Source organism: Compostibacter hankyongensis (assembly GCF_039541075.1).
Taxonomy (GTDB): Bacteria; Bacteroidota; Bacteroidia; order Chitinophagales; family Chitinophagaceae; genus Compostibacter; species Compostibacter hankyongensis.
Window position 1 is genome coordinate 209021 of record NZ_BAABFN010000004.1, and the last position, 23480, is coordinate 232500.

Genomic DNA, 23480 nt, shown 5'->3' on the forward strand with positions numbered 1-23480 from the left:
TTTGCACCCAAGTTAAAACTAAATATACAGCGTTATGTCAGACATTGCATCAAGAGTTAAAAAGATCATCATTGACAAATTAGGCGTTGACGAGGCTGAGGTGACGCCGGAAGCCAGCTTTACCAACGACCTCGGTGCAGACTCTTTGGATACGGTAGAACTGATCATGGAATTCGAGAAGGAATTCAATATTTCCATCCCGGATGAACAGGCGGAAACCATTACTACGGTGGGTCAGGCTATCGCATATCTCGAAGAACACGTAAAGTAAGTCCTTTTCAACAACCCCCTCCGTGATTAATGGAATTAAAACGTGTTGTCATTACAGGGCTGGGTGCCCTTACACCCTTGGGTCATTCCGTTGCCACCTCCTGGCAGGGGCTGACGTCCGGTGTGTCGGGCGCTGATAAGATCACCCTGTTTGACACCGGTAAGTTTAAAACCAAATTTGCCTGTGAGCTAAAGAACTTCAACCCGGTTGACTATCTTGACAAAAAGGAAGCCCGGAAAATCGACCGCTTCACGCAAACAGCCCTGATCGCTTCTGACCAGGCGGTAGCCGATGCGAAGATTGACCGTAACTCTGTAAATGTAGACCGGGTCGGTGTGATCCACGCTTCGGGTATCGGGGGACTGATTACGCTTTGCGACGAGCTGAAAGCTTTTTACACGGGTGACGGCACACCGCGCTTCAGCCCGTTTTTTATTCCCAAGATGATCCTCGATATCGCGGCGGGGCATATCTCTATGCGGCACGGGTTCCGCGGTCCCAACTTTGCCGTGGTATCGGCCTGTGCCTCTTCCACCAATGCGCTCATCGAGGCGCTGAATTATGTCCGCCTGGGGAAGGCGGATATCATTCTGGCGGGGGGCTCCGAAAGCGTGATCAACGAAGCCGGCGTGGGGGGGTTCAATGCCATGCGGGCGATCTCTGAGCGCAATGACGACCCGGCCACCGCTTCCCGGCCGTTTGACCTGGACCGGGACGGTTTTGTCATGGGCGAAGGTGCGGGATGCCTGGTGGTGGAAGAGCTGGAGCATGCGCTGAAGCGAGGAGCGCACATCTATGCCGAGCTGGCCGGCGGTGGCGCCAGCGCAGATGCGCATCACATGACCGCTCCCCATCCCGAAGGGCTGGGGGCCCTCAGCGTCATGGAAGGCGCGCTGGCGGATGCCGGGATGGATCCCGGGGATATCGATTATATCAATGTACACGGTACCTCTACCCCCCTGGGGGATATTGCAGAGGTAAAGGCCATCCAGCATGTATTCGGAGATGCGGCCTACCGGCTGAACATCAGCTCCACCAAGTCAATGACCGGCCATCTGCTGGGGGCGGCGGGAGCCGTGGAGGCCATCTGCTGCATCCTTGCCATCCGGGACGGCATCGTGCCGCCCACGATCAATCACTTTACCGACGATCCGCAGTTCGATCCCCGGCTGAACTTCACCTTTAACCAGGCGCAGCAGCGGGAAGTAAGGGCTGCCTTAAGCAATACCTTTGGCTTCGGAGGGCATAATGCCTCCGTTATCTTCAAAAAATACGTTTCCTGAACGCGTGGCACTCAGAAAAAGCATATTGGGAATATTTGCTCCTAATGCCCGCACCCTGCTGAGTAAGGACCTGAAAAACCTCCTGGGCTTTTCGCCCGGGAATCTCGCACTCTACGAGGTGGCGCTCAGCCATCGTTCCAGCCGGGAAAAGACGCATGAGAACAACGAGCGGCTGGAGTACCTCGGCGATGCCGTGCTGGGGGCTATTATCGGCGATTTCCTGTTCAAAAAATACCCTTACAAGCCGGAAGGATACCTCACCGAAATGCGTTCCAAAATCGTGAACCGGCAGCAGCTCAATGATATAGCCATCAAGATGGGGCTTCGCCGGATGACGATCTACAACAAGAACAACAACTCCCTTAAGATCAGCAGCATCTTTGGCAATACGCTGGAAGCGCTGGTGGGAGCGGTGTACCTGGACAAGGGGTACCGGCGCACCAAAAGATTTGTCTTCAAGCGGCTGGTGCTGCCGTATATCGATATGGAGACGCTGGAAAACATTGAGATCAATCACAAGAACAAGCTCTACGGCTGGGCCAATAAAAACGGGTATCAGCTGGAGTTCGAGGTGCTGCAGGAGCGGATGGAGCGGGGGCGGCGCCTGTTTACCGTGGCTGCCGTGCTGAACGGGGAGGTGGTCTGTTCCGCCAAGGCCTATAACAAGAAAGACGCCAGCCAGATCGCCGCCCAGCAGGCCATTACCCTGCTGGGGATCGGAGACAAGGCGGCGGGTTAAAGTTAAACATTGCCGGGTATGTCGTAATGATATATCTTTGCAATCCTTTTTCCGGCAAAGGAAGAAGCATTCAGTTCAGGAAAGGTGCAGGAGTGGCTGAACTGGCACGCCTGGAAAGCGTGTATACCGCAAGGTATCGAGGGTTCGAATCCCTCCCTTTCCGCAACCCGATAAGCCCGGCGATAGCCGGGTTTTTTTATGGGGCGGCGCCTGCTAAAGCAAGCTTTGCAGGCGCCGCCCCATAAAAAAACACCATTCGCGTAGCGAATGGGCTTATCGGAGCTGCAGGCCCTCCTCAGGGGATCACCGGAACGAAGTGGAGGTAATCCCCTGAGGATCAGCGAAGCTAATCCCGGGAGGGATCACCGGAACGAAGTGGAGGTGATTCCTCCCGGGATATCCGCGTAACGGTACGTAGCTAATCCCAAATGAGATCACCGGGACGGTGTGGAAATAATCCCTAAGGGGAGATCATTGGAGAGACGCGCAGCGGTGTGGAACTAATCCCAACGGGAGAGCCTGGAAGGAAAGCGAAGCTGTTTGCAGCTGAGGGCCGGGTTATCTACTGTTCTTTTAATGCATTCACAAAATCGCCAAATCGCAGGATTTTTTCACTATTTGCCTTGTTGAAAAGCAGGTGTTCAAAATCCCGTTGTTTTACTTTCAACGCTACAGTTTTGAGACGTTTATTAGTGGCCTCTTTCAACTCCTGCAGATTACGGATGCCGCAGCAGCTTGTCAGAAAATTATAATCGGGCTCTGCCTGCGCCAGTAAAAACATCAGGTCGTAAAAATCACGCCCTTTAGAGCGGGATAACATAGCAGCTATTTTCATGCTGCACAATATACCATCCGAAGGAACAGGAAACGGGAAAAAAAAGCCGCAACCGCTTATATCAGTTATCACGGGTTTATAGGTTATCCCCTGATCCTGACTTTCCACTTTTATCAAGAACCGTTCTTCTTTATGCCCGCTTAATCCCATATCAAACAATAGCTCGGGGAAACGGATATTCCGTCTGAAAGCCGTAAGCTTTGCGTTATCATTATCCTTTGTTTCCACCCGCCAGCCAGACCGTTCCAAAAAACGGAGAATGTTATCTGTCATCTCCATAAATTCGTCTTTCGAAAAGCTTTTACAATCGAAATCCAGATCTTCGGAAAAACGGTCTATTCCTTTTACCAGGCGAAGATTGGTGCCGCCGATAAAAACAGTTTTTTGAACATACACCGTAGATGACAGGTAATCCAATATCATCAGCTGCAAATATTCCTTGAGCATGTATTTGTAAAAAACTGCGTTATCACGTATCTGCAAAGGAAAAAAATTCTTTATTTGCTCTATCTTTATCATAGCCCGTAAGTTTTTAAAAATAACTCTAACCGTAGTTCAAGCGCTTTGCTCTGAAAGGCAGAACTGTAATCTGTCAATAATTCCTTGTTCAGATCATTGTGCAGGTAATCCTCGTCCAAACGTAAGGCTTCTATCTCCTGCGCGTTATTGTAAAATGGGTACAAGTACAACAAATCAAGCAGTGCTTTTTCCGGCGTGGCGAACTGTATGGTGCGGTTGTCCGCCATAGGTTTTAATTCGTATCCGAACATCAGGCGCTCTTTTACATTGTGGTAAGAGTATTCCCCGAAATCGTTGATAAATGAAATTGTCTTTAGTGATGTTACACTGGTAACCTGTATCACCGCCTCTGGTATCATCCCGTAAAAAGCCAATGCGGTATGCAGACTTATATACGATGGACGGTATATACGGTTGGCAAAAAAAAGTGCATAATCGCTTTTAACCTTGTATTCAGAAAAAGCATAATAGCCTTGCCTTAGCCGGACGAGATAGCCTTTCTTTACCCAGCGTGTGAGGTTGTTTCTGTCAAAATCGGGCTGCCATGCGTATATCTGATGAACATTGAAGCATGCCAGATTAAACATTCTATTTTTGAACTTCAGAAAATTCATTTTATTTTGTTTCTGTTTTTCAGCAAAAATACTGCATTATAGAAACAAATAAGAGAATTTTGCCGCTTTTATGTCCAATATTACAACGTCCCCTCTTCTTCCGGGTGAGCCGGCTTGTACCCAAGATAATAGTACGCCAGGATAAGAATACCCAGTGTAAAAGGGATAAGCGCCAGGTATTTGTAGGTGATGCCGCCGGTAATTACCGTTTCATCGAAATGCAGGAACTCGCTGATCATCCAGTAAGAGTTGGCAATGATCCAGAAGGCGATGGCAACGTTATGACACAGTTCCGAAACGAGCTGCCGCGTGCGGTAAGCGATAACGATCGCAATGATGAGGGTGGGAAAGATCATGGCTACGCCGAGCGGCTTCCATATGAGGCACCAGCTGATGTCTTTGAGAAGCCAGAAGACAATATGCAGGTTCTCCATTTTCCTGTATTTTAACGGGATGCGATATACAGGAGTCGCTGAGGGGATGACTTCGGGTTCGGCCATATAAAATATAAATTGTGGGCCGCAAGTTATAAAAAATGCAGATGGCTGCTTTGCTTTAAAACTCCAGCGTCCCGAAGACGCCGTCCCTATAGTCGGCCATGGCCTGCGCTATCTCTTCGGAAGTATTCATCACAAAGTTGTCTTTGGCCGCCACGGGCTCGTCGATGGGCTCGCCCGAAAGGAACAATATCCGGCTGTCTTCTTCCGCAGAAACCAGTATCTCCTCATGTTCTTTTTCAAAGACAACGAGGTGATGTTCGGCGATCGGCTCCTGGTTGGCGGTGATGTTGCCACTGGCTACATACAGCAGGGTCCAGTAGCCGGGTGTGGCGGTAAGCTGTACGCGTTTTTCCTTTTTTAGTTCGCCGATGATGGAAATAACGGGGGTATAGCTCTGTAAAGGACCGGTTTTCCCCTCGTATTCCCCGCTGGCCAGCCGCAGGGTTACCCCTTCCTGTTCCAGCACCCGGGGTAATTGTTCCCGGGTGGCCGACTGGTACGTCGGGTCATCCCATTTATGGGCTTTGGGAACATTGACCCACAGCTGTATCAGCTCCTGCGTGCCGCCCTGATCCAGCAGATGCTGCGTTGGGCCTTCGCTGTGCAGCAATCCTTTTCCGGCAAACATCCACTGCACGTCCCCGGCTTTGATGGTTTCATCATGTCCCGCATTGTCCTTGTGGTAACCTTCGCCCTGCAGCTGAAAAGTCACCGGGGCAAAGCCCCTGTGCGGATGCGGATGGATCCTCAGGGCCGTTCCCGGTTGGATATGCTCCGGCAGCAGGTGGTGCAGTACAATAAACGGATTGGCGAACCGGAAGTCCCGGTGCGGAAGCGGCTGCAATACTATTTCCTCTTCTGTGATATGCTTTTCCTTTCCTGCCAGGACATGGCTGATTAATTTTTTCATCCGTTAATTTTTTATCTTTTTAATGTTCCCCCGACTGCCGTGCACCGCGTGACGCGACGTTGTTGCAACGCGGCTCACGGTGAGGGGGATCAGGACGCCCGGTTTCATGACGGTCTTGCTTATTCCAGCACACCGAATTTGCCGGCCTGGAAGTCTTTTATCGCCCCGATTATTTCTTCCTGTGTGTTCATCACAAACGGACCATAGCTGGCAATGGGCTCGTTGATCGGCTCGCCGCTCATCAGGAGCACCGTCGACTTATCGGTCGCTTTGAGCCCGATCTCTTCCCCTTCGTTTTTGAACAATACAAAGCTATGCTCTTTGGCCGTTTCGCCGTTTACTTCGATGTTCCCGTTCACGACCAGTAAAGCGGTGTTATGATCCGCAGGTACAGAGAAGGTGGTCTCGCCGCCTTTTTCCAGCCTGAAGTCAAACAGGTTCACCGGCGAATAGGTCCTGGCAGGGCCTTCAGTATCCTGAAACTTTCCGGCGATTACATTCACCTGTCCGGAATTTCCGGGCAGTACGGCCTTGCCCATCCGGTCGGCGGTAATAGGCTGGTAATGGGCAGGGGAGGACTTGTCCTTCGCCGGCAGGTTTACCCAAAGCTGTACCACCTCAAAAGGACCTCCTCGCTTCGAGAACTCTTTTTCATGATATTCCTTGTGCAGTATGCCGGCGCCCGCGGTCATCCACTGCACATCGCCGGGATGGATCACGCCACTGTTGCCGGTACTGTCGTGGTGCGCCACGCTGCCCTGGTAAACGATGGTCACCGTTTCGAATCCTTTGTGCGGATGCACGTCCACGCCCCTTACATGATCGGAAGGCCCGAAATCGAAGGCTGCATTAAAATCCAGCATCAGGAAAGGGCTGATCCTCCGCTGGGTGATGCCTGCGCCGGGTATCATGTTATACACCCGGAACCCGTCTCCTACCATACCCGGACTGGCCGGACGCGGGAAAATTTTTTCGATTGTCTTTTTCATGATGATGACTCCTTTTTAGTTTTTAGTGCGCTTGCTGTCCGCTTCAGCGGTTGTACTTATTGCTGTTTCTTTTTTACTATGCAAAAATACTACGCATCGGCGCCGCCGGCCAATAAGATAGATTAAGGAGAATACTTAATATAGATTAAGAAAAGCGCGCTCATCTCAGCGGAAGGTAAAGTTGCCGGTTCTCTGGATTTTCCCAATGCGCCATCGGGTATTGTCGGGCCGGATACTGCTTTAACGGTCCTGCTGCTGCAAAAAGCGTTGTTTTCTTTGCAGGGAAAAGGACGATCCGGTTGTTATAGCATGCGCTTCCCCTGCCGACTTCTTTCCCGATATTTTCGCAACCTATATGTCGCGAATAAACGTATTTTTGAAACACGCTTTAAAAACCACCGGTAGCTATGACCGATTTTGTATTCAACCGCAGACAGGCACTGAAAACCCTGGGTATCGGCGCCGGCGCTGCCTTTTTAAGACAACCCTTCAGCATGCAGCATCTTTCCGGACAAACTACCGATTCGACCTTTATCTATTCGCTGAACATGAGTACCATCCGGGGGCAGCGGCTGGGGTTTATCAAAGAGCTGGAGACCGCTTCGAAGGCCGGTTTCCGCTCGGTGGAAATCTGGATCGATACCTTCCGCGAGTATCTGGATAAGGGCGGCTCCACGGCAACGGCAAAAAAGATAATCGGCGACCTGGGTCTGGAGATCGAGAATGCCATCGGGTTTGCGAAATGGATCGTGGACGACGAAGCCACGCGAAAGGCCGGGCTTCAGCAGCTGCAGCGCGAGATGGAGCTGCTGGCGGAAATCGGATGCAAGCGCATTGCGGCTCCTCCTATGGGCGCCAACGGCAAAGATGCTTCGCTGATCGACCTGGATGTCATTACCGAAAGATATCTTACCATTCTGGAAATGGGCAGGAAAACGGGGGTGATGCCGATGGTGGAAATGTGGGGCTCTTCCGTGAACCTGAAAAAGATCAGCCAGGTGCTGTATGTGGCCATCGAAAGCGGGCAGCCCGATGCCCGTGTGCTGCTGGATTCCTTCCATATCTTCAAAGGAGGCTCCAGCTTTGACAGCGTGCGTTTTGTAGGCAGCGCCGCCATCGACGTTTTTCACATCAATGATTATCCTGCCGGTATTTCTCCCGCAAAAATATCCGAGCCGGACCGTGTCTATCCGGGTGATGGTATTGCGCCGCTGCGCCCCCTGCTGCAGATCCTCAAAAATCCCGGTAAGCCGGTCGTCCTTTCACTGGAGGTTTTTAACGAAAGCTATTACCGCCAGGATGCGCTGCAGGTGGCCCGCACCGGACTGGCCAAGATGAAGGCCGTCACCCGCGGCATATAGGTGTAAACGTTCGTTCCCGGACGCGGCTGGCTTACCAGGTATGTGACCCGTTACCGTCCGGCGTAAGCTCACCGCGCAGGGATGTCTGCAGCAGGCGTTTTATCTCCTGCCTATCCTGATGTTGGCCCAGGAGATACATCATTTTGGTGACGGCTGCTTCGAATGTCATGTCAAAGCCGCAGAGGATACCGATTTCCTGAAGGTGCTTGCTGGTTTCATAACGGCCGAATTCTACCGAGCCGCCGTCGCATTGGGTGATGTTCAGGATGAGGATGCCACGGTCGACGGCCGCTTTCAGGCTGCGGATAAACCAGGCGGCGGTACTGGCATTGCCGCTGCCGAATGTTTCGAGGATAACGCCGCGCAGACCGGGCGTATCCAGGATGGCCTGTACGACTCCAGGGGTGATACCGGGAAAAATCTTGAGCACTGCAATGTGCGTATCCAGCTTTTTATGCACGGTAAGCGGAGCCGACGGTATGGGCAGCACGTACTGCTCCCGGTATTTTATGGCCACTCCGGCTTCCGCAAGCGCGGGGTAGTTCATGCTGTAGAACGCTTCGAATTTCTCGGCATTGTATTTTTTGGAACGGTTGCCGCGGAAAAGCATAAAATCGAAATAAATAACCACTTCCGGGACCATGGCTTCTCCCTGCTCGTTCCGGGCGGCCGCGATCTCCAGCGCGGTAATGATGTTCTCCCGGGCATCCGTACGGATTTCGCCGATGGGAAGCTGTGAGCCGGTAAGCACGACGGGTTTGGACAGGTTCTCCAGCATAAAGCTGAGCGCGGAGGCGGTAAACGACATGGTATCCGATCCGTGCAGGATCACGAAGCCGTCGTAATAGTCGTAGTTGCGTTCGATGATGCCTGCGATCTCCACCCATATTTCCGGCTGCATGTCCGAAGAGTCGATCGGCGGTTTGAAATGATGGACAAAAAAATGATACCCCAGACGGTACATTTCGGGGATGCTGTTCTTGATCTCGGAAAAGGCCAGGGGGCGGAGCGTCTGTTTTTTCTGATCGAAGATCATCCCGATGGTGCCGCCGGTATAAATGATCAGTATCTTGGTGCTGGGTGCAGCCGGCATATCAGTTACTTCAGCAAGGGTAGCGGTAAGTGGATCCAAGGACGTATATTTCCGCGAAATTCCGCATTATCCGGGAGACCGATAGCGCCGGTCCCTGCAGGATTCTTTATCAAAACAGGCGATAGGTTTGAAAAATGACGGCGGGCGGTCTTCATCTTTTGATAATTTGGCGCGGAAGCGTTTTTCTGTTTGTTTTTTCAAAAATCGTAACCAAAAAGCCGGAGGGCCTGTGCGGTCGTGCTCCCGGCTACTTCCTCGAGAGTGGTGCCCTTCAGCGCTGCGATCTTTCCGGCGATCAGCGTAAGGTAGCTGCTTTCGTTCCGTTTGCCCCGGTAGGGAACGGGCGCCAGGTAAGGCGCATCGGTTTCCAGCACCAGGTGCCGCAGATCGAGCTGCTGCACCACCTTGTCCAGCCCTGCGTTTTTGAAGGTGACCACCCCGCCGATACCCAGCAGGAAGCCCAGGTCGGTGATCTGCTGCGCTTCTTCAGCGGTGCCGGAGAAGCAGTGGAAGATACCCCGCAGCTTTCCGTTTTGTTTTTCTTTCAACACCGCAATGCAGTCGGCGGTGGCGTTGCGGCTGTGGATCACAATGGGCAGGTCATACTCCAGCGCCCAGTCGGCCTGCCGGCGGAAAGCAAGAAGCTGCTGCTCCTTCCAGGTGATATCCCAGTGATAGTCCAGCCCGATCTCTCCAACAGCGGCAAACTTCCTGCGCTGCAGCCAGGAGTGAACGGTGTCCAGGGCTTTGTCCACCTCCCCGTCCACCGAGCAGGGGTGCAGTCCCATCATGGCATGACAAAGATCCGGGCAGGCAATCTCCAGCGCCAGCATGCCGGCGATGCTTCCCCCGTCGATATTGGGGAGAAATATCTTTTGCACGCCGTTATCCCGGGCGCGTTGCAGCACGGCTTCCCGGTCTGCCGAAAAAGTTTCCAGGTAAAGATGGGCGTGTGTGTCGATCAGTTGCATAGGGCAAGTATACGGAGAATCCGGTTATTCCCCGTTCTCCTGCGGGATGGCGGCCATCCGGAAGCCGTTACGGGAAAAATGTTCCAGCACGCGGGGCAGCGCATATTCGAGCCGCTCCCAGGCTTTTTCACTGTCGTGGAAGACGATGATGGAGCCCGACTCCGCCCGGAACAGGACGTTTTGCAGGCAATCTTTCGGATCCAGGTCGGTATCAAAATCCCCGCTGAGCACATCCCACATGATGATGCGGAAGCCCTGTACGGAAGCGCTTGCCGGGAGGATGCCCGGGGGAGCGGTGGCTTCGCCGGAACCGGTCGCGCCGCCGCCGGAATCGGATATGCTGTCCCCGGCAGGGGCGGTCGGGTTTTTGAGTTCCCGGATCTGGAAAGGGGTGATCTTTCCGTAAGGCGGGCGGAAAAGGCGGGAGTCGATATACTGCTCGGCCAGCCGCACATTCTCTACATATTTCCGGGTTCCTGTTTTCCAGCCGTTCAGGTGGTTGTGCGTATGGTTGCCCACAGCGTGTCCGTCGATAAAGATCTGCTGGTAGACATCGGGATAGGCGGCCACGTTCTTTCCGATGCAGAAGAAGGTAGCCAGCGCCTTGTATTTCCGCAGCTGCTCCAGCACAAAGGGCGTGGCTTTGGGATGCGGGCCGTCGTCGAAGGTGAGGTATACGGTGGGCGCCGCGGGCCGGAAGCGCCAGACGCAGCTTTTATATAAGGCGCGCAGCAGGCCGGGCGTTTTGACGAAATAAGACATGCTGTAGAGGTGAAAGGTTAAGGGTAAAAGGTTAAAGGTCCGAGCGAATTTACGGCTTTATCCGTCATGAACCCGCGTATCCCGCTTTTCCGCTCTGCAGGAATCGGTTAACTTTGCGCTCATGGAAAAGCGTGTTCGGGTGCGGTTTGCACCCAGTCCTACCGGCGGCCTCCACCTGGGCGGCGTGCGTACGGTACTGTTTAACTACCTTTTTGCCCGGCAGCAGGGCGGGGATTTTATTCTCCGTATAGAAGATACGGACCAGGCCCGTTATGTGCCGGGCGCGGAGCAGTATATCATCGATTGCCTGCACTGGTGCGGCCTGGAGCCCGATGAGGGACCCCATACGGGGGGCAGCTATGGCCCTTATCGCCAGAGCGAACGCCGGGAGCTGTACCGTCCTTTTGCCGAACAGCTGGTGCAGCAGGGGCATGCTTATTATGCCTTTGATACTCCGGAGGAGCTGGAAGCCAAACGGAAGGAAATACCCAACTTCAGATACGATCAGCATAGCCGTAACGGATTACGCAACTCGCTGACGCTTCCGGAAGCCGAAGTACAGGCGCTGCTGCAACAGCAGACGCCGCATGTGATCCGGATAAAAATACCGGAACAGCCCGAAACCGTGGTCTTGCAGGATATGATCCGTGGCGAGGTCAGCTTCGATACCGAAAACCTGGACGATAAGGTGCTGCTGAAAGCCGACGGCATGCCTACCTATCATCTGGCCGTGGTGGTCGATGATCACCTGATGGAGATATCGCATGTCTTCCGGGGAGAGGAATGGCTGCCCAGCGCGCCGGCGCATGTGTTGCTTTGGCGCTACCTGGGCTGGGAAGCCGGTATGCCGGCATGGGCGCATCTGCCGCTTATCCTGAAGCCGGACGGCAACGGCAAGCTCAGCAAACGCGACGGGGACCGGCTTGGTTTCCCGGTATATGCCATGAACTGGACCGATCCCGTCACGGGCGACCTGACCCACGGGTTCCGCGAGCTGGGGTTTCTGCCGGAAGCTTTTGTCAACATGCTGGCGCTCCTGGGCTGGAACGACGGCAGCGGGCAGGAGATTTTTTCGTTGGAGGAATTGGTTGACCGTTTTTCCATCGAACGTATCCACAAGGGCGGGGCAAAGTTCGATTATGAAAAGGCGCGCTGGTTCAACCACGAATATATCAAAACCGCCTCAGCTGCCCGGCTGCTTCCGTTTTTCCGGGATATGCTGCAGGAAAAGGGAGGCGCGGTCCCGGAGGAATATATGTTGGAGGTCATCGAGCTGGTGAAGGAGCGCTGCACGTTGCTGACCGATCTGTGGGACCACAGCTTTTTCTTTTTCCGGCAACCGGAACAGTATGATACGGCCGCTGTCATGAAGAAATGGAGCGCCGAAAAGGAACAGTTTTTTAAAGCCCTGGCAGACGAGCTCGGGCAGGAGGGAGAATGGTCGGAACCGGTTTTTGAAACGCTGTTCCGTTCGCTGGCCGAAAGCCGGCAGATCAAGGTGGGGGAGCTGCAGCTGCCGCTCCGGGTAATGCTTTGCGGCGGAAAATTCGGCCCTGCCGTTTTTGGTATCGCCGCCGTGTTGGGCCGCGCTGCCACACGGGAACGGATACTGGCCGCGCTGCCGCATTTCTGATGCGAAGGGTTTTTCTGCTAAGGACGTACAGATGTCCCCGCATGGCCCAAAGTATTATCTTTGGCAAATTTCTCGGTAGCCATGTTCCGTCACAGGGGTAAGAACAGGACATATATCCATAATCTGAAACTGGCCTCTTTGTTATCTTTTGTGGCCGGTATCGTGAATGTGACCGGTTTTTTTTCGGTCCAGAAGCTGACGACCAACGTAACCGGACACTTTGCCGGCATCGCCGACCAGATGCTTAAGAAGGACTTTCGCGGGGCCGGTTTTTATCTGTTGTTCATCCTTTTCTTCCTGTTGGGCGCGTTCGTCTCCAATATGCTCGTGGAGACCACCCTGAGAAAAGAGCCGCGTTATGCCAGCGCTCTCCCGGTTTCGGCAGAGATCATTATCCTCACCACGGTTGCCCTGCTGCACGGAAATACCGTCCGGCATTTTGGGAACGAGATCGCTTGTATGCTGCTGTTCGCCATGGGGCTGCAGAATGCGCTGGTGACCAATATTTCCAAAGCCATCGTACGGACCACGCACCTGACCGGACTCTTTACCGATCTGGGCATAGAGCTGTCCCAGCTGTTCTTTTATCGGCAGCCTGACCAGCGGCAGCAGCTATCGGCTTCGGTGAAGCTGCGTCTGGCCATCATTGGCTGCTTCTTTCTCGGCGGCATGGCCGGCGGTTGGGGATTTTTCCTGTTTGACAGGATCATTCTGTTATTGGCGGTGGGTTGTCTGCTGGCCGGACTGACCTATGATAATCTTAAATATCGGATATTGCTCTACAGAAAATAATCCGGAAGTAAGAAGCCGGGGAACTCTGGTGCTGTTTTTGCTGGGAAGCTTGAAAACCGAATATCATGAAGCAGTTATTTTATCTATCTCTTCTTTTTGTAACAGGACTGTTTGCCGCCGGGCGGGCTACTGCGCAGCTGCGTCAGCTGCCCGAGGCGGTAAAGGACGCCTTTGAACAGAAATACCCGCAGGCGCGCAAGGTACAGTACGAAGACCGGGTAGTGGATGTGCTGGTGCATTTTGAAAACGACGGCGCCGCCGCTACTGCCAAATACAACTCCCGGGGCGCCTGGCAGTGGACGGAAACAACGCTGGCCTTTGAAGACCTGCCGGCTGGGGTGCAGGACGGATTCAACAAAAGCAAGTACGCAAGCTGGCAGCAGGATAACGTATACCGTGTGGACCTTCCGGGCGGCACCCTGCAGTACAAGCTGCAGGTGGAAAAGAATGCGGTCCAGAAAAAGAACCTGTACTACAGCACGCGCGGTCGCCTGCTGAGCGATAAGATCACCATGTACTGAGCCGGATACATATGCGGCTGTAAACCGCACTTTCCACCGGTCCCTTCCGCGGTGGCCGGGTTATTTTCTTTACTTTAGCCTAAATTTCCCTCATGCAGAGATTTCGATGTTTTGTTGCCGGTATTTTCCTTTGTATGTTCTTTTGCGCTGCGGCGACGGCCCAGCGAACCTACTGGCAGCAAAAAGCGGAATATAAGATGGCGGTAAAGCTGGATGTGCATACCAACCGGCTAACGGGCACCGAGCAGGTGACCTATTACAATAACTCCCCTGATACCCTCCACCGCATTTTCTTTCACCTGTACTGGAATGCTTTCCAGCCGGGCAGCATGATGGATGTGCGCAGCCGCGAGCTGGGGAAAATCGTCCTGGGGCTGAATGAAAAAGGCGATACCGTTCGCGACTGGGACAGCCGTGTCCGGGACCGTATCCTGCACCTGAAGCCGGATGAGATCGGGTACGACAGCGTCGTTACGCTGAAGATGGACGGACGCCGGCAGGAAATACGCTATCATGAAACCATTCTGGAAGTGCTGCCCGACCGTCCCGTGTTGCCTGGCTCCAGCGTCAGGTTTGATCTGATCTTCAAGTGCCAGGTGCCCGTGCAGATACGGCGCAGCGGCAGGGATAACGCGGCGGGCGTGCGTTACTCGATGAGCCAGTGGTATCCCAAGATATGCGAGTACGATTACCGGGGATGGCATCCTACCCCTTATATAGCCAGGGAGTTCTACGGCGTCTGGGGTGATTACGATGTCACCATCGACCTCGATAAGCATTACCTGGTCGGCGGAACCGGTTATTTACAGAACCCGCAGCAGACCGGTTATGGTTATGCGGCAGCCGGTACAAAGGTCAGCTCCCCCCGGGGCGGCCTGCTGAGCTGGCATTTTTATGCGCCCAACGTTCATGATTTTATGTGGGCGGCTGACCCGCGATACCGGCATCTCTCGCAGACGGTGAACAACGCCGCGCAGACCACCCTGCATGTGATCTATAAGAAAGACACCGCCAGCGCCGCAGCCTGGCAAGAGGTGCTGAAAGCGGCCGTACGCGCATTGCCGTTTATCGAAAAGCATTTCGGCCCTTATCCTTACAAACAGTATTCCTTTATACAGGGCGGCGACGGCGGCATGGAATACCCCATGGGCACGCTGATCGCAGGACCCAGCCTGGGAACCGTCTTTCATGAATGGATGCATAGCTGGTACCAGATGATGCTGGGCACCAACGAGTCCATGTACCCCTGGATGGACGAGGGCTTTGCCACTTATGCGGAAGGCAAGGTCTCCTATTATTACTATCATGCTTATGCGGATTCGGTTTTTAAAGATGATCCGAAGGGCCGGGAGATCACGCTGGGCAAGCTGGATAAGGCGCTCCCCCTGGGAGCTGCGGATGCCTACCGCGGTTATTTTTCGCTGGTAGAAAGCGGGCTGGCGGAACCCATGACTACCCATGCCGATCATTACGAGACCAACTTCGCCTACGGACAGAATGCCTATTCCAAGGGCGCCGTATTTCTGGAGCAGCTGGGCTATATCACCGGCGCGCAGGTGCGGGACAGCATCCTTATGCAGTATTACCGCAAATGGCGTTTCAAGCATCCCGATCCCAATGATTTTATGCGGGTGGCCGAAAAGGTGAGCGGTATGCAGCTGGACTGGTATCAGGAATACTGGATCAATACCACCAAGACCATCGACTACGGCATTGAGGACCTGAAGAACGAAGACGGACACGCACAGATCACCCTCCGCCGTATCGGAGAAATGCCGATGCCGGTGGACCTCCTGGTGCGGTACAAGGACGGGCACACCGAGATGCATTATATCCCGCTTTACGAGATGTTTGGGACAAAGCCCCGGGAAGACAGCGCGGGGCGCCGTATCGTTCACAAGCCCTGGCGCTGGACAAACCCTGTGTACCACCTGTCCCTTCCCGACAGCGTTTCGGCTATCAGCAGCATAGAGATCGATCCCAGCCAGCGGATGGCGGACACGGGCCGTGGCGATAACCGGGTCAGCGGCGGGATTATTATTGGAAGAGCGAGGCATCCTAAAGCGGATCTGGTCAATTGATGGATTTCTATCCCCGGGACGGGATAATGGAATGGATAAAATGCATTTTAACGTGCGGTTTTTTAACAGGCGAAAGCATTATCTTTGAATAAACTACCTCAACCCAAAACGACAGTACTATGAAAAAAGGTTGCATTCCCATACTGATCATTGTGGCGCTGATCCTCCTGATCGGCGGATGTGGCATCAAAAACAGCTATAATAATATGGTGACGCTGGATCAGAATGTACAAAGCCAGTGGAGCCAGGTGGAAAACCAGTACCAGCGCCGGGCAGACCTGATCCCGAACCTCGTCAATACCGTAAAGGGAGCCGCGGATTTTGAGAAATCCACGCTTACGCAGGTGATCCAGGCCAGGGCTTCCGCTACGCAGATAAAGGTAGATCCCAACGATCTGAGTCCGGAAAAGATCCAGCAGTTCCAGCAGGCGCAGGGACAGCTGAGCCAGGCACTGGGACGGCTGATGGTCGTCTCGGAACGTTATCCGGAGCTAAAAGCCAACCAGAACTTCCGTGACCTGCAGGCGCAGCTGGAAGGAACGGAAAACCGGATTACCGTAGCCCGGAAAGACTTCAACGACGCCGTGCAGGGATTTAACACCAAGATAAAGCGTTTCCCTGCTGTGCTCTGGGCCGGCATATTCGGATTCAAGGAAAAGGGCTTTTTCAAAGCGCAGGCCGGAGCCGAGACGGCGCCTACGGTGAATTTCGGCAACAGCAATGCCGCTGCATCCGCGGATACCACCGCACCCTGAACGTCTGCACTGAAATAAAAATGACAACGGATGAAAAAATCTCCGTCAAAAGAAAACAAATCTCTTTTCAGCCCGGCGGAAGACGAACGCCTGGTAGCCGCTATCCGCGAAGCGGAGCGGATGACTTCGGGGGAGATACGGCTATACGTAGAAAGTCATTGCAGCTTTGTGGATCCGATGGACCGTGCCCGGGAGGTGTTTGCCGGGCTGAATATGCAGCATACCCGGGATCATAACGGAGTATTGGTATACCTGGCGCTTAAAGACCGGCAGTTTGCCATATATGGCGATGAGGGAATGCACCGGAAGGTGGGTGAAGATTTCTGGAAGGAGCAGGCGTTGCAGCTGCTGTCCTTTCTGCGGAAAGGAGCGATGGTGGAAGGGCTGGAAACTTGTGTAAAAGCAGTCGGCGTCTCCCTGCGGGAGCATTTCCCTTATGAGCCGGATGATGAAAACGAATTGCCGGACGATATCGTGTTTGGATTATGAAACATAACTTTTTGTTACGCCCGGTCATGGCGCTTTGTGTTCTGTTATCGTTGTGCGTATGGCCGGCACAGGCGCAGGATGTGCCCGCCCGTCCGGAGCCGCCCCGCCTGGTCAATGATTTTGCCCGGCTGCTGATGCCGGATCAGGCCGATGTGCTGGAGCATAAGCTGCGGAACTATAACGATACCACCTCTACACAGATCGCCGTAGTGATCGTGGAGAGCGTAGGCGATTATGCCATGGTGGACTATGCCGTAAAGCTGGGGCGCAGCTGGGGAGTGGGCGGTAAGCAGTTCAACAACGGGGTGATCCTGCTGATCGCGGTAAAGGATCATAAAGCCTTTATCGCCACCGGATACGGCATGGAAGGCCCCCTGCCGGACGCCACCTGCAAGGAGATCGTTGAAAACGACATTATCCCCGCCTTCCGTGCACAGCAATATTATGCCGGTCTGGATGCGGCGGTGAACGACATCATTGCCGCCGCCGCGGGAGAGTACAAGGCCCAACCGCACAAGGATAAGGACGGCGGGAAAGGCGCGTTTTTCTTTTTTGTTTTTATCATCATTATCCTGATCATCTTTTTCATCAGCCGTCGCGGTGGCGGTGGCGGAGGAGGTACTTCCTATACCCGGCGCGGCTGGGGCGCCGGACCTTTTATCGGGGGCTTCCTCGGCGGAATGGGTAGCGGCGGATTCGGCGGACGCGGCGGAGGCTTTGGCGGCGGTGGAGGAGGATTCGGTGGATTTGGCGGCGGCAGCTTTGGCGGCGGTGGAGCCGGCGGAAGCTGGTAACCCGGAAAAAGACTCCTTCAATAACGACGGAATCCGAGGTTCCCTGAACGGGTCCGGCATTGGCCTGAAAAAGACATGTTATTCAATAAAAACGCCCGGCTGGTAAAAACCGGGCGTTTTGCTGTATATGCTTCGGAAAGCTATTTATTCAGTGTTTTCTGCAGGTGCGCTATCGCCTGTTGCCCGTAGCCGGCCTGCTCCCGCAGGGCCGTTCGCTGCGAGTCGTCCGCGGCGGCATCTGCCTGCCGGGTCTTGAGCGTTACGAAATTTTCCAGCATGCTCATTACATAGGCGCCATACCGGGGGCCGAGTTCCTGTGCAAAGTCCTTCGTCTTGTCCAGGCCGTTCTTCACGGTGTCCGTAGCCGTGATGACCTGCGCCAGCATATAAAGATAAGGCTGGGTATAAGCCAGCTTCTGGAAGCTGCCGTTCCGGTCGAAATTCATGGCCACATAAGGGAAATCGGCCGCGTCGCCGTACCGGGCCAGGACAGCGCAGATGACCTCGGTAAGGGGCGCCTCCGCCTCCCGGGAATGCTGCTTTGCCCATTGATAAGCCTGCTGCGGGTTGTAGGCGGAGAAGGCATCCAGGGCGGTGCTTTCCACCCGCAGGGAGGAATCTTTCAGGGCCTGCTGTATCAGCTCGTCATGGCTGCTCAGCGTAGCGCTGTCGCCGGTGATGGCCTGCAGGGCGTCCGACCTGACGGAAGATTTGGGATCGCGGAGGGCCAGGTTTGTCAGCAGCGGCAGTGCGGCCGGCCGTACTGTTTCATCCTTGAGATCAAGATGGCTGATGGCCGCGCTGCGTAGGCCTTCGAATTTATCTTTCAGCGCGTCCAGCAGCAGCTGCCGGGCCGCTTCGCTGGAGGATTGCGCTTTGGCGCAGCCCTCGATGGCTTCGAGCCGGTCCAGATACAAAGGTGCGTGATGATACTGGTAGACGAAGTTGCTGACGGTTTTATGGTCTTCCTTCTCGGTGAGCAGCGTCTTGTCTCCGTCCACATTGACGAGGTCCGGCCGTACACGGTAATGATAGGTGAAGGTGTCGGCCCTTTCCGTCATCATCACGCTGTGTCTTTCCTTTTTACCGCCGGCATAGATATCTATGGCAAAGGGCAGCTGGAAAACGCGGCCGGACTGTGTCTGCCTTACGATCACCCGTACAAGGTGCAGGTCGTCCTCATACCGGTAGCTGATGTCCAGCTTGGGATACCCTTCGCCGTAATACCATTGGTTCCAGAACCAGGACAGGTCCTTGCCCGTTACCTGCTCAAAGGCCAGCCGCAGCTGCTGCGCTTCGGCCGGTTTGAACTTGTTTTGCTCCAGGTACTGGTGCAGGGCGCTGAAAAAGGCGTCCTTGCCGACGTAGTTGCGAAGCATGTTCAGCACGCGTCCGCCTTTCTGGTAGGTGACCTGGTCAAACACGTCCTCTTTATCGGCGTAGTAAAAGTTTACCAGCGGATGATCTTTTCCGGATCTGGCAAAGTCGAAATAGTCCTGCATGGCTTCATAGCTGTGCTGATCGGCCAGGTCCTGGCCGTATTTGTGTTCTGCCCAGAGCATTTCGGAAAAGTCGGCAAAGGACTCGTTGACCGTAAGGTTGCTCCAGGATTCAGTGGTCACCAGATCGCCGAACCAGTGATGAAAAAGCTCGTGGGCGATCACTGATTCGTTCCGGTAATCATCGTCCAGCATCTGCCGGTCGGTCTGGTACAGGAATTCCCCGTGCAGGGTAGCGGTGGTGTTTTCCATGGCGCCGCTCACATAATCCCGGCCTACGATCTGGGCGTACTTGCTCCATTGATAGGGAACCCCCAGGATGTCGGAGTAAAAGCCGATCATTTCCGGGGTATGACCGAAAATGGCCCTGGCATACGGCGCATAGGCCTTTTCGACGTAATAATTTACAGGGATGTTTTTCCAGTGGTCCTTCACTATGCTGAAGGGACCTGCCGCCATCATAAAGAGATAGGGCGAGTTCGGATGTTTCATCTTCCAGGTATCGGTGCGGGTACCGTCGTTGTTTTTCTTCTGGGAGATCAGCATGCCGTTGGACAAAGTAGTATATTCGTCCGGGACCGTCATGGTGATCTGTTCGGTTGTTTTCTGATTGGGCTTGTCGATGGTGGGAAACCATACCGAGCTGGATTCCGACTCGCCCTGGGTCCATACTTCGGTGGGCTTATAGGGGTCTTTGCCATCGGGATTGATAAAGTAAAGGCCCTTTGAGGAAGTAATGGCGGCGCTGCCCCCGGACATCTTGAGCTCGTCGGGCCGCGCGGTATAATCCAGATACAGCGTGTAGCGCTGATCCCGGGTGTAGGTTTTATCGAGCTGTATATGCAGCTGAAGGCTGTCGTACCGGTATTTCAGGGGCACCTGCCGGCCGTTTTTCAGGAGGGCCACCCGGTGGATATCCATGCCTTTGGCGTCGAGGGTGAGGGAGTCGGTGGGATAGAAGTGGGGTTGCAGGGTCACCCATTCCTTGCCGTAGAGGTAACGTTTGGCAAAATCAAAACGCACGTCAAGACGGGTGTCCACAAGATCGGTGATCCGCTCGGCGGTAGCCCGGTAGTCGCGCAGCGGATCTGATCCGGCATGCACCTCGAGCAGGGGCATGCTTTGCTGTTGGACGGCGGTGGCGCTGCTGTCGTTCGTTTGGGATTGCGCCTGGGCGCGATGGCCGGCGAAGATGGTCACACCGAGCAGGATCGTTAAAGGCCTGTAAAAAAGGCGGTACAGATTATTCATGACGGCTGAAATTTTGTGCAAACGTACGGGATAATTTTGGGGAACACGCCGGGCGGCCCCGGCAGGGCTGTATGGGTTGACCGTCATTCAGATAAAAGTTTAATTTTGTATACCTGATAGATGGAATAATTCTTGCGTGGCAAAAAATGCTATGATGCGAAAACTAAAATGGGGAATACTGCTGGCCTGTGCCGTGGCAGCTGCGCTGCCCGCCGGTGCCCAGTCGGCCAAGAAATCATTTGTATATATCCAGAACGAGGAGGGGATGCCTTTTTATGTGAAGGTGAAGGACAAGCTGCTGAGCGCCTCTTCGGCAGGTTATATTATTATTCCGGGGCTGCAGCCGGGGACCAACTCGCTGGTGATCGGCTTCCCGAAAAACGAATATCCCGAAGCCCGTTTCTCGATCCGGATCGGCGGCAGCCAGGACCAGGGATTCCTGCTGAAAAAGCAGGGAAAGCATTTTGTGTTGTACGACATGCAGGATTTCAGTATGATCGCGCCGGCAAAGCCGGGTGGCGCGGCCGCTGAAGACCCGGCCCTGGCCGCGTCGGAGCAGCAGCCTGCCGCTCCTGCTCCCGCAGACAGCGGAGGGGATCAGCAGCTGCCCGTTGATACGCCGCCCGCCGTAGCGGCGGCGCCTGCGGCGCAGCCGCCGGCAGGGGATTCCGCTCCCGCAGACAGCGCGCCAGCGAATGCCGCTCCTGCCGACAGCGCGCCCATCGCTGCCGCTCCTCCCAAGGAAGATCCTTTCGGAAATATGCTGAACGCCGTTACCGGCGGCGGGGACACGCCCGCCGCACCAGCTCCCGCCGCACCAGCTCCCGCCGCATCTGCTCCCGCGGCCACTGCTCCGGATGAGAGCGGTAATACGACTGCGGCGGCGGATACCGGATCGGACGCCGCCCCGCAGGCGCCCCCCGCGACGGGCGAAACCCCTGATCTGACGGAAGCCGGCACGGATACCTCCCTTTCGGAACCCAGCAAGGCGGAACGCCGCCGGGAACGGCGCGAGCGTAAACGGCAGCAGAAAAACGAGCCGGACTTTATCACTTTCCAGCCGGGTGTGGACGGCAGCACGGCTGTGGAAGCCGCAGCGGCCGGGACAGTGGCGGGTGCGGCAGCCGGCGGGGAGCCCGCGCCGGAGGTGGCGGAGGAGAGCGGCCGGCGCTCCGGAAAAGAACGGAGGCGGGAAAGGGCGGCCGCCCGGGAAGCAGCCATGGATGCTGATACGACGTCGATGTCTGCTTACTCTTCTTTGCCGGGGAGAAACCACCTGCAGGTAAAACCGCTGCTGAAGGGTGCGGACAGCGACCTGCCCTACAGCAACGGGGTAACCGGGGAAATGCCCGGACGGAATACCCCGGCGGAAGCGCCGGGGATGGCCAGCGCCCGTTGTGCGGAAGCCGTTACCGAATCCGTTTATGAAAAAACCCGTAAAAAGATGGCGGGTCAGTCTTCCGCCGAGCGGATGCTGAAGATCGCCCGCCGCGCCTTCGGCGGCGGGTGCTATACCAGTGCCCAGATCCAGAATCTGGCTTATCTGTTCATGGACAATGCTTCGCGGTACAACTTCCTCGAGCTGGCCTATGCGCACGCCTACGATCCCTCCAACTTTTCGGCGCTGGGACAGGTGCTGACGGATGATTATTACAAAAACCGTTTCCAGGCGCTGGTAAAGCAATGATCGCCGGCCTCCTATGGCAAGATATTTTATAGAAGTAGCCTATTGCGGAGCAGGATTTTCCGGCTTCCAGACGCAGCAGAACGGACTTACCGTGCAGGGCGAGCTCGAGCGGGCATTGAGCCTGCTGACCCGTCGCCCCGTATCCACTACGGGGGCCAGCCGCACCGACGCGGGCGTACACGCCTTTCAGAACTTTTTGCATTTCGACAGCGAGACGCCGCTGCACCCCGGCATTTTATACAAGATGAACGCCCTGCTGCCGCGGGGCATCGCCGTGAAGGCCGTGTACCCGGTAGCGGATACCGCGCATGCGCGTTTTGACGCGGTCAGCCGGGCTTATGAATATGTGCTGTATGCGCATAAGGACCCTTTTTTACAGGGCAGGGGATATCATTTTCCTTATCCCCTGCAGCTGGATATCCTCCGCGAAACGGCGGCCCTGATCCGGGAGCACCGTGATTTCAGGGCGTTTTCCAAACGCAACACGCAGGTAAAGACCTTTGTCTGCAATATCCTGTCGGCGGACTGGGAGCAGGCGGACGACCGGCTGATCTTCCGCATACGGGCCAACCGCTTTCTCCGGGGCATGGTGCGCGGGCTGGTAGGCACCCAGCTGCTGGCCGGGCGGGGCCGGCTGGGGATGGATGATTTCCGCCGCGTGCTGGACGAGGCGGAAGGTACGCGGGCGGATTTCTCGGCGCCGGCGCAAGGCCTCTTCCTGAAGGAGGTAGCTTATCCCGAAGGACTTTTAACCGCTGCTCAGCGCGGGATAGCGCTTAAGAGAGGCGGGAAAGAGAAGCCGGCAGGAAATCTTTTTCCTCTTTTTTAAGAAAAAATTTGGCGGAATGAAAAAGCATCCTATCTTTGCATCCGCTTTCGGGCAAAAACATTACAAGTTCTTATAAATCAATTACTTCTATTTGTCATTTGTTGTCCGGCCTGTAGGTTGGATGACCGGTGCCGGCAGGGGCTGCTGAGTAAGTAGTCCGGAGCCGTAAGGCCGGTGGCGAGTCCTGATTTTTTAAGGGAGGCGCGGAAAAAAATGACAAAAAAATTTGCGGAAGATAAAAAGCAATGTATCTTTGCAGCCCGCTGTCGAAAAGGGCAGCATTGTAAAAAAGTTCTTGATAG

22 protein-coding genes and 1 tRNA gene are annotated in these 23480 nt (G+C 54.9%); 14 read left to right on the plus strand and 9 right to left on the minus strand.

Annotated elements, in window-relative coordinates; translation table 11 throughout:
• Positions 1-34 precede the first annotated feature (34 nt).
• The 4 genes from ABD851_RS09900 to ABD851_RS09915 all read left to right on the plus strand — a co-directional run bounded on the left by ABD851_RS09900 (position 35) and on the right by ABD851_RS09915 (position 2456).
• Positions 35-271, plus strand: a complete 237-nt coding sequence (locus tag ABD851_RS09900; protein ID WP_344978714.1) for an acyl carrier protein — start codon at positions 35-37, stop codon at positions 269-271.
• Positions 272-300: 29 nt separating this feature from the next.
• The gene (gene fabF, locus ABD851_RS09905) at positions 301-1554 is read left to right on the plus strand and encodes a beta-ketoacyl-ACP synthase II (protein WP_344978716.1); all 1254 of its coding nucleotides are present in this window, start codon (positions 301-303) and stop codon (positions 1552-1554) included.
• A gap of 4 nt (positions 1555-1558) precedes the next feature.
• Complete coding sequence (gene rnc, locus ABD851_RS09910; RefSeq protein ID WP_344978718.1) at positions 1559-2293, plus strand: ribonuclease III; 735 nt, start codon at positions 1559-1561, stop codon at positions 2291-2293.
• A 78-nt stretch (positions 2294-2371) separates the two neighbouring features.
• A tRNA-Ser gene (locus ABD851_RS09915) sits at positions 2372-2456 on the plus strand.
• A 399-nt stretch (positions 2457-2855) separates the two neighbouring features.
• On the opposite strand, the gene ABD851_RS09920 is transcribed toward ABD851_RS09915, so the two are convergent.
• The 5 genes from ABD851_RS09920 to ABD851_RS09940 form a co-directional block, all read right to left on the minus strand.
• A complete protein-coding gene (locus tag ABD851_RS09920; protein ID WP_344978721.1) occupies positions 2856-3647 on the minus strand; it encodes a nucleotidyl transferase AbiEii/AbiGii toxin family protein in 792 nt (263 codons plus the stop codon).
• On the minus strand, positions 3644-4261 hold the full coding sequence (locus ABD851_RS09925; protein WP_344978724.1) for a type IV toxin-antitoxin system AbiEi family antitoxin domain-containing protein: 618 nt from the start codon (positions 4259-4261) through the stop codon (positions 3644-3646). Before ABD851_RS09925 ends, ABD851_RS09920 begins: the two co-directional genes overlap by 4 nt.
• 80 nt (positions 4262-4341) lie before the next feature.
• Complete coding sequence (locus ABD851_RS09930) at positions 4342-4695, minus strand: hypothetical protein (RefSeq protein ID WP_344978727.1); 354 nt, start codon at positions 4693-4695, stop codon at positions 4342-4344.
• Between the two features lie 121 nt (positions 4696-4816).
• Positions 4817-5671, minus strand: coding sequence for a pirin family protein (locus ABD851_RS09935; protein ID WP_344978729.1), 855 nt, complete (start codon positions 5669-5671; stop codon positions 4817-4819).
• A gap of 119 nt (positions 5672-5790) precedes the next feature.
• Entirely contained in the window at positions 5791-6660 is an 870-nt protein-coding gene (locus tag ABD851_RS09940) for a pirin family protein (RefSeq protein WP_344978732.1), read from the minus strand.
• A gap of 407 nt (positions 6661-7067) precedes the next feature.
• Here ABD851_RS09940 and ABD851_RS09945 point away from each other — a divergent pair, with 407 nt between their 5' ends.
• Positions 7068-8021: a sugar phosphate isomerase/epimerase family protein gene (locus tag ABD851_RS09945; protein ID WP_344978734.1), complete on the plus strand. Its 954-nt coding sequence runs from the start codon at positions 7068-7070 to the stop codon at positions 8019-8021.
• Positions 8022-8052: 31 nt separating this feature from the next.
• Here the strand turns inward: ABD851_RS09945 and ABD851_RS09950 are convergent, their stop codons facing one another.
• From ABD851_RS09950 to ABD851_RS09960, 3 genes are all read right to left on the minus strand, one after another.
• Positions 8053-9153: an asparaginase gene (locus tag ABD851_RS09950; RefSeq protein WP_344978736.1), complete on the minus strand. Its 1101-nt coding sequence runs from the start codon at positions 9151-9153 to the stop codon at positions 8053-8055.
• Positions 9154-9311: 158 nt separating this feature from the next.
• A complete protein-coding gene (locus tag ABD851_RS09955; RefSeq protein ID WP_344978738.1) occupies positions 9312-10085 on the minus strand; it encodes a TatD family hydrolase in 774 nt (257 codons plus the stop codon).
• A 24-nt stretch (positions 10086-10109) separates the two neighbouring features.
• The gene (locus tag ABD851_RS09960; protein ID WP_344978739.1) at positions 10110-10847 is read right to left on the minus strand and encodes a polysaccharide deacetylase family protein; all 738 of its coding nucleotides are present in this window, start codon (positions 10845-10847) and stop codon (positions 10110-10112) included.
• Positions 10848-10968: 121 nt separating this feature from the next.
• Between ABD851_RS09960 and gltX the strand changes: the two genes are divergently transcribed.
• The 7 genes from gltX to ABD851_RS09995 all read left to right on the plus strand — a co-directional run bounded on the left by gltX (position 10969) and on the right by ABD851_RS09995 (position 17912).
• Complete coding sequence (gene gltX / locus ABD851_RS09965) at positions 10969-12480, plus strand: glutamate--tRNA ligase (RefSeq protein ID WP_344978741.1); 1512 nt, start codon at positions 10969-10971, stop codon at positions 12478-12480.
• Positions 12481-12540: 60 nt separating this feature from the next.
• Complete coding sequence (locus ABD851_RS09970; protein WP_344978742.1) at positions 12541-13272, plus strand: YoaK family protein; 732 nt, start codon at positions 12541-12543, stop codon at positions 13270-13272.
• Positions 13273-13337: 65 nt separating this feature from the next.
• Positions 13338-13793: a PepSY-like domain-containing protein gene (locus ABD851_RS09975; RefSeq protein WP_344978744.1), complete on the plus strand. Its 456-nt coding sequence runs from the start codon at positions 13338-13340 to the stop codon at positions 13791-13793.
• A 92-nt stretch (positions 13794-13885) separates the two neighbouring features.
• Positions 13886-15874: a M1 family metallopeptidase gene (locus tag ABD851_RS09980; RefSeq protein ID WP_344978746.1), complete on the plus strand. Its 1989-nt coding sequence runs from the start codon at positions 13886-13888 to the stop codon at positions 15872-15874.
• A gap of 119 nt (positions 15875-15993) precedes the next feature.
• Positions 15994-16629, plus strand: coding sequence for a LemA family protein (locus ABD851_RS09985; RefSeq protein WP_344978748.1), 636 nt, complete (start codon positions 15994-15996; stop codon positions 16627-16629).
• Positions 16630-16659: 30 nt separating this feature from the next.
• The gene (locus ABD851_RS09990; RefSeq protein ID WP_344978750.1) at positions 16660-17118 is read left to right on the plus strand and encodes a TPM domain-containing protein; all 459 of its coding nucleotides are present in this window, start codon (positions 16660-16662) and stop codon (positions 17116-17118) included.
• Positions 17115-17912 (plus strand): TPM domain-containing protein, encoded by a 798-nt coding sequence (locus ABD851_RS09995; protein WP_344978751.1) that lies wholly within the window; start codon positions 17115-17117, stop codon positions 17910-17912. Before ABD851_RS09990 ends, ABD851_RS09995 begins: the two co-directional genes overlap by 4 nt.
• Before the next feature lie 140 nt (positions 17913-18052).
• Here ABD851_RS09995 and ABD851_RS10000 read toward each other — a convergent pair whose 3' ends face one another.
• Complete coding sequence (locus ABD851_RS10000) at positions 18053-20662, minus strand: M1 family aminopeptidase (RefSeq protein ID WP_344978753.1); 2610 nt, start codon at positions 20660-20662, stop codon at positions 18053-18055.
• 154 nt (positions 20663-20816) lie between these two features.
• On the opposite strand from ABD851_RS10000, the gene ABD851_RS10005 reads away from it, so the two are divergent.
• Together ABD851_RS10005 and truA are read left to right on the plus strand one after the other, a co-directional pair.
• Positions 20817-22349, plus strand: a complete 1533-nt coding sequence (locus ABD851_RS10005) for a DUF4476 domain-containing protein (RefSeq protein ID WP_344978755.1) — start codon at positions 20817-20819, stop codon at positions 22347-22349.
• A 13-nt stretch (positions 22350-22362) separates the two neighbouring features.
• Positions 22363-23178, plus strand: a complete 816-nt coding sequence (gene truA, locus ABD851_RS10010) for a tRNA pseudouridine(38-40) synthase TruA (RefSeq protein WP_344978758.1) — start codon at positions 22363-22365, stop codon at positions 23176-23178.
• Positions 23179-23480: the final 302 nt, after the last annotated feature.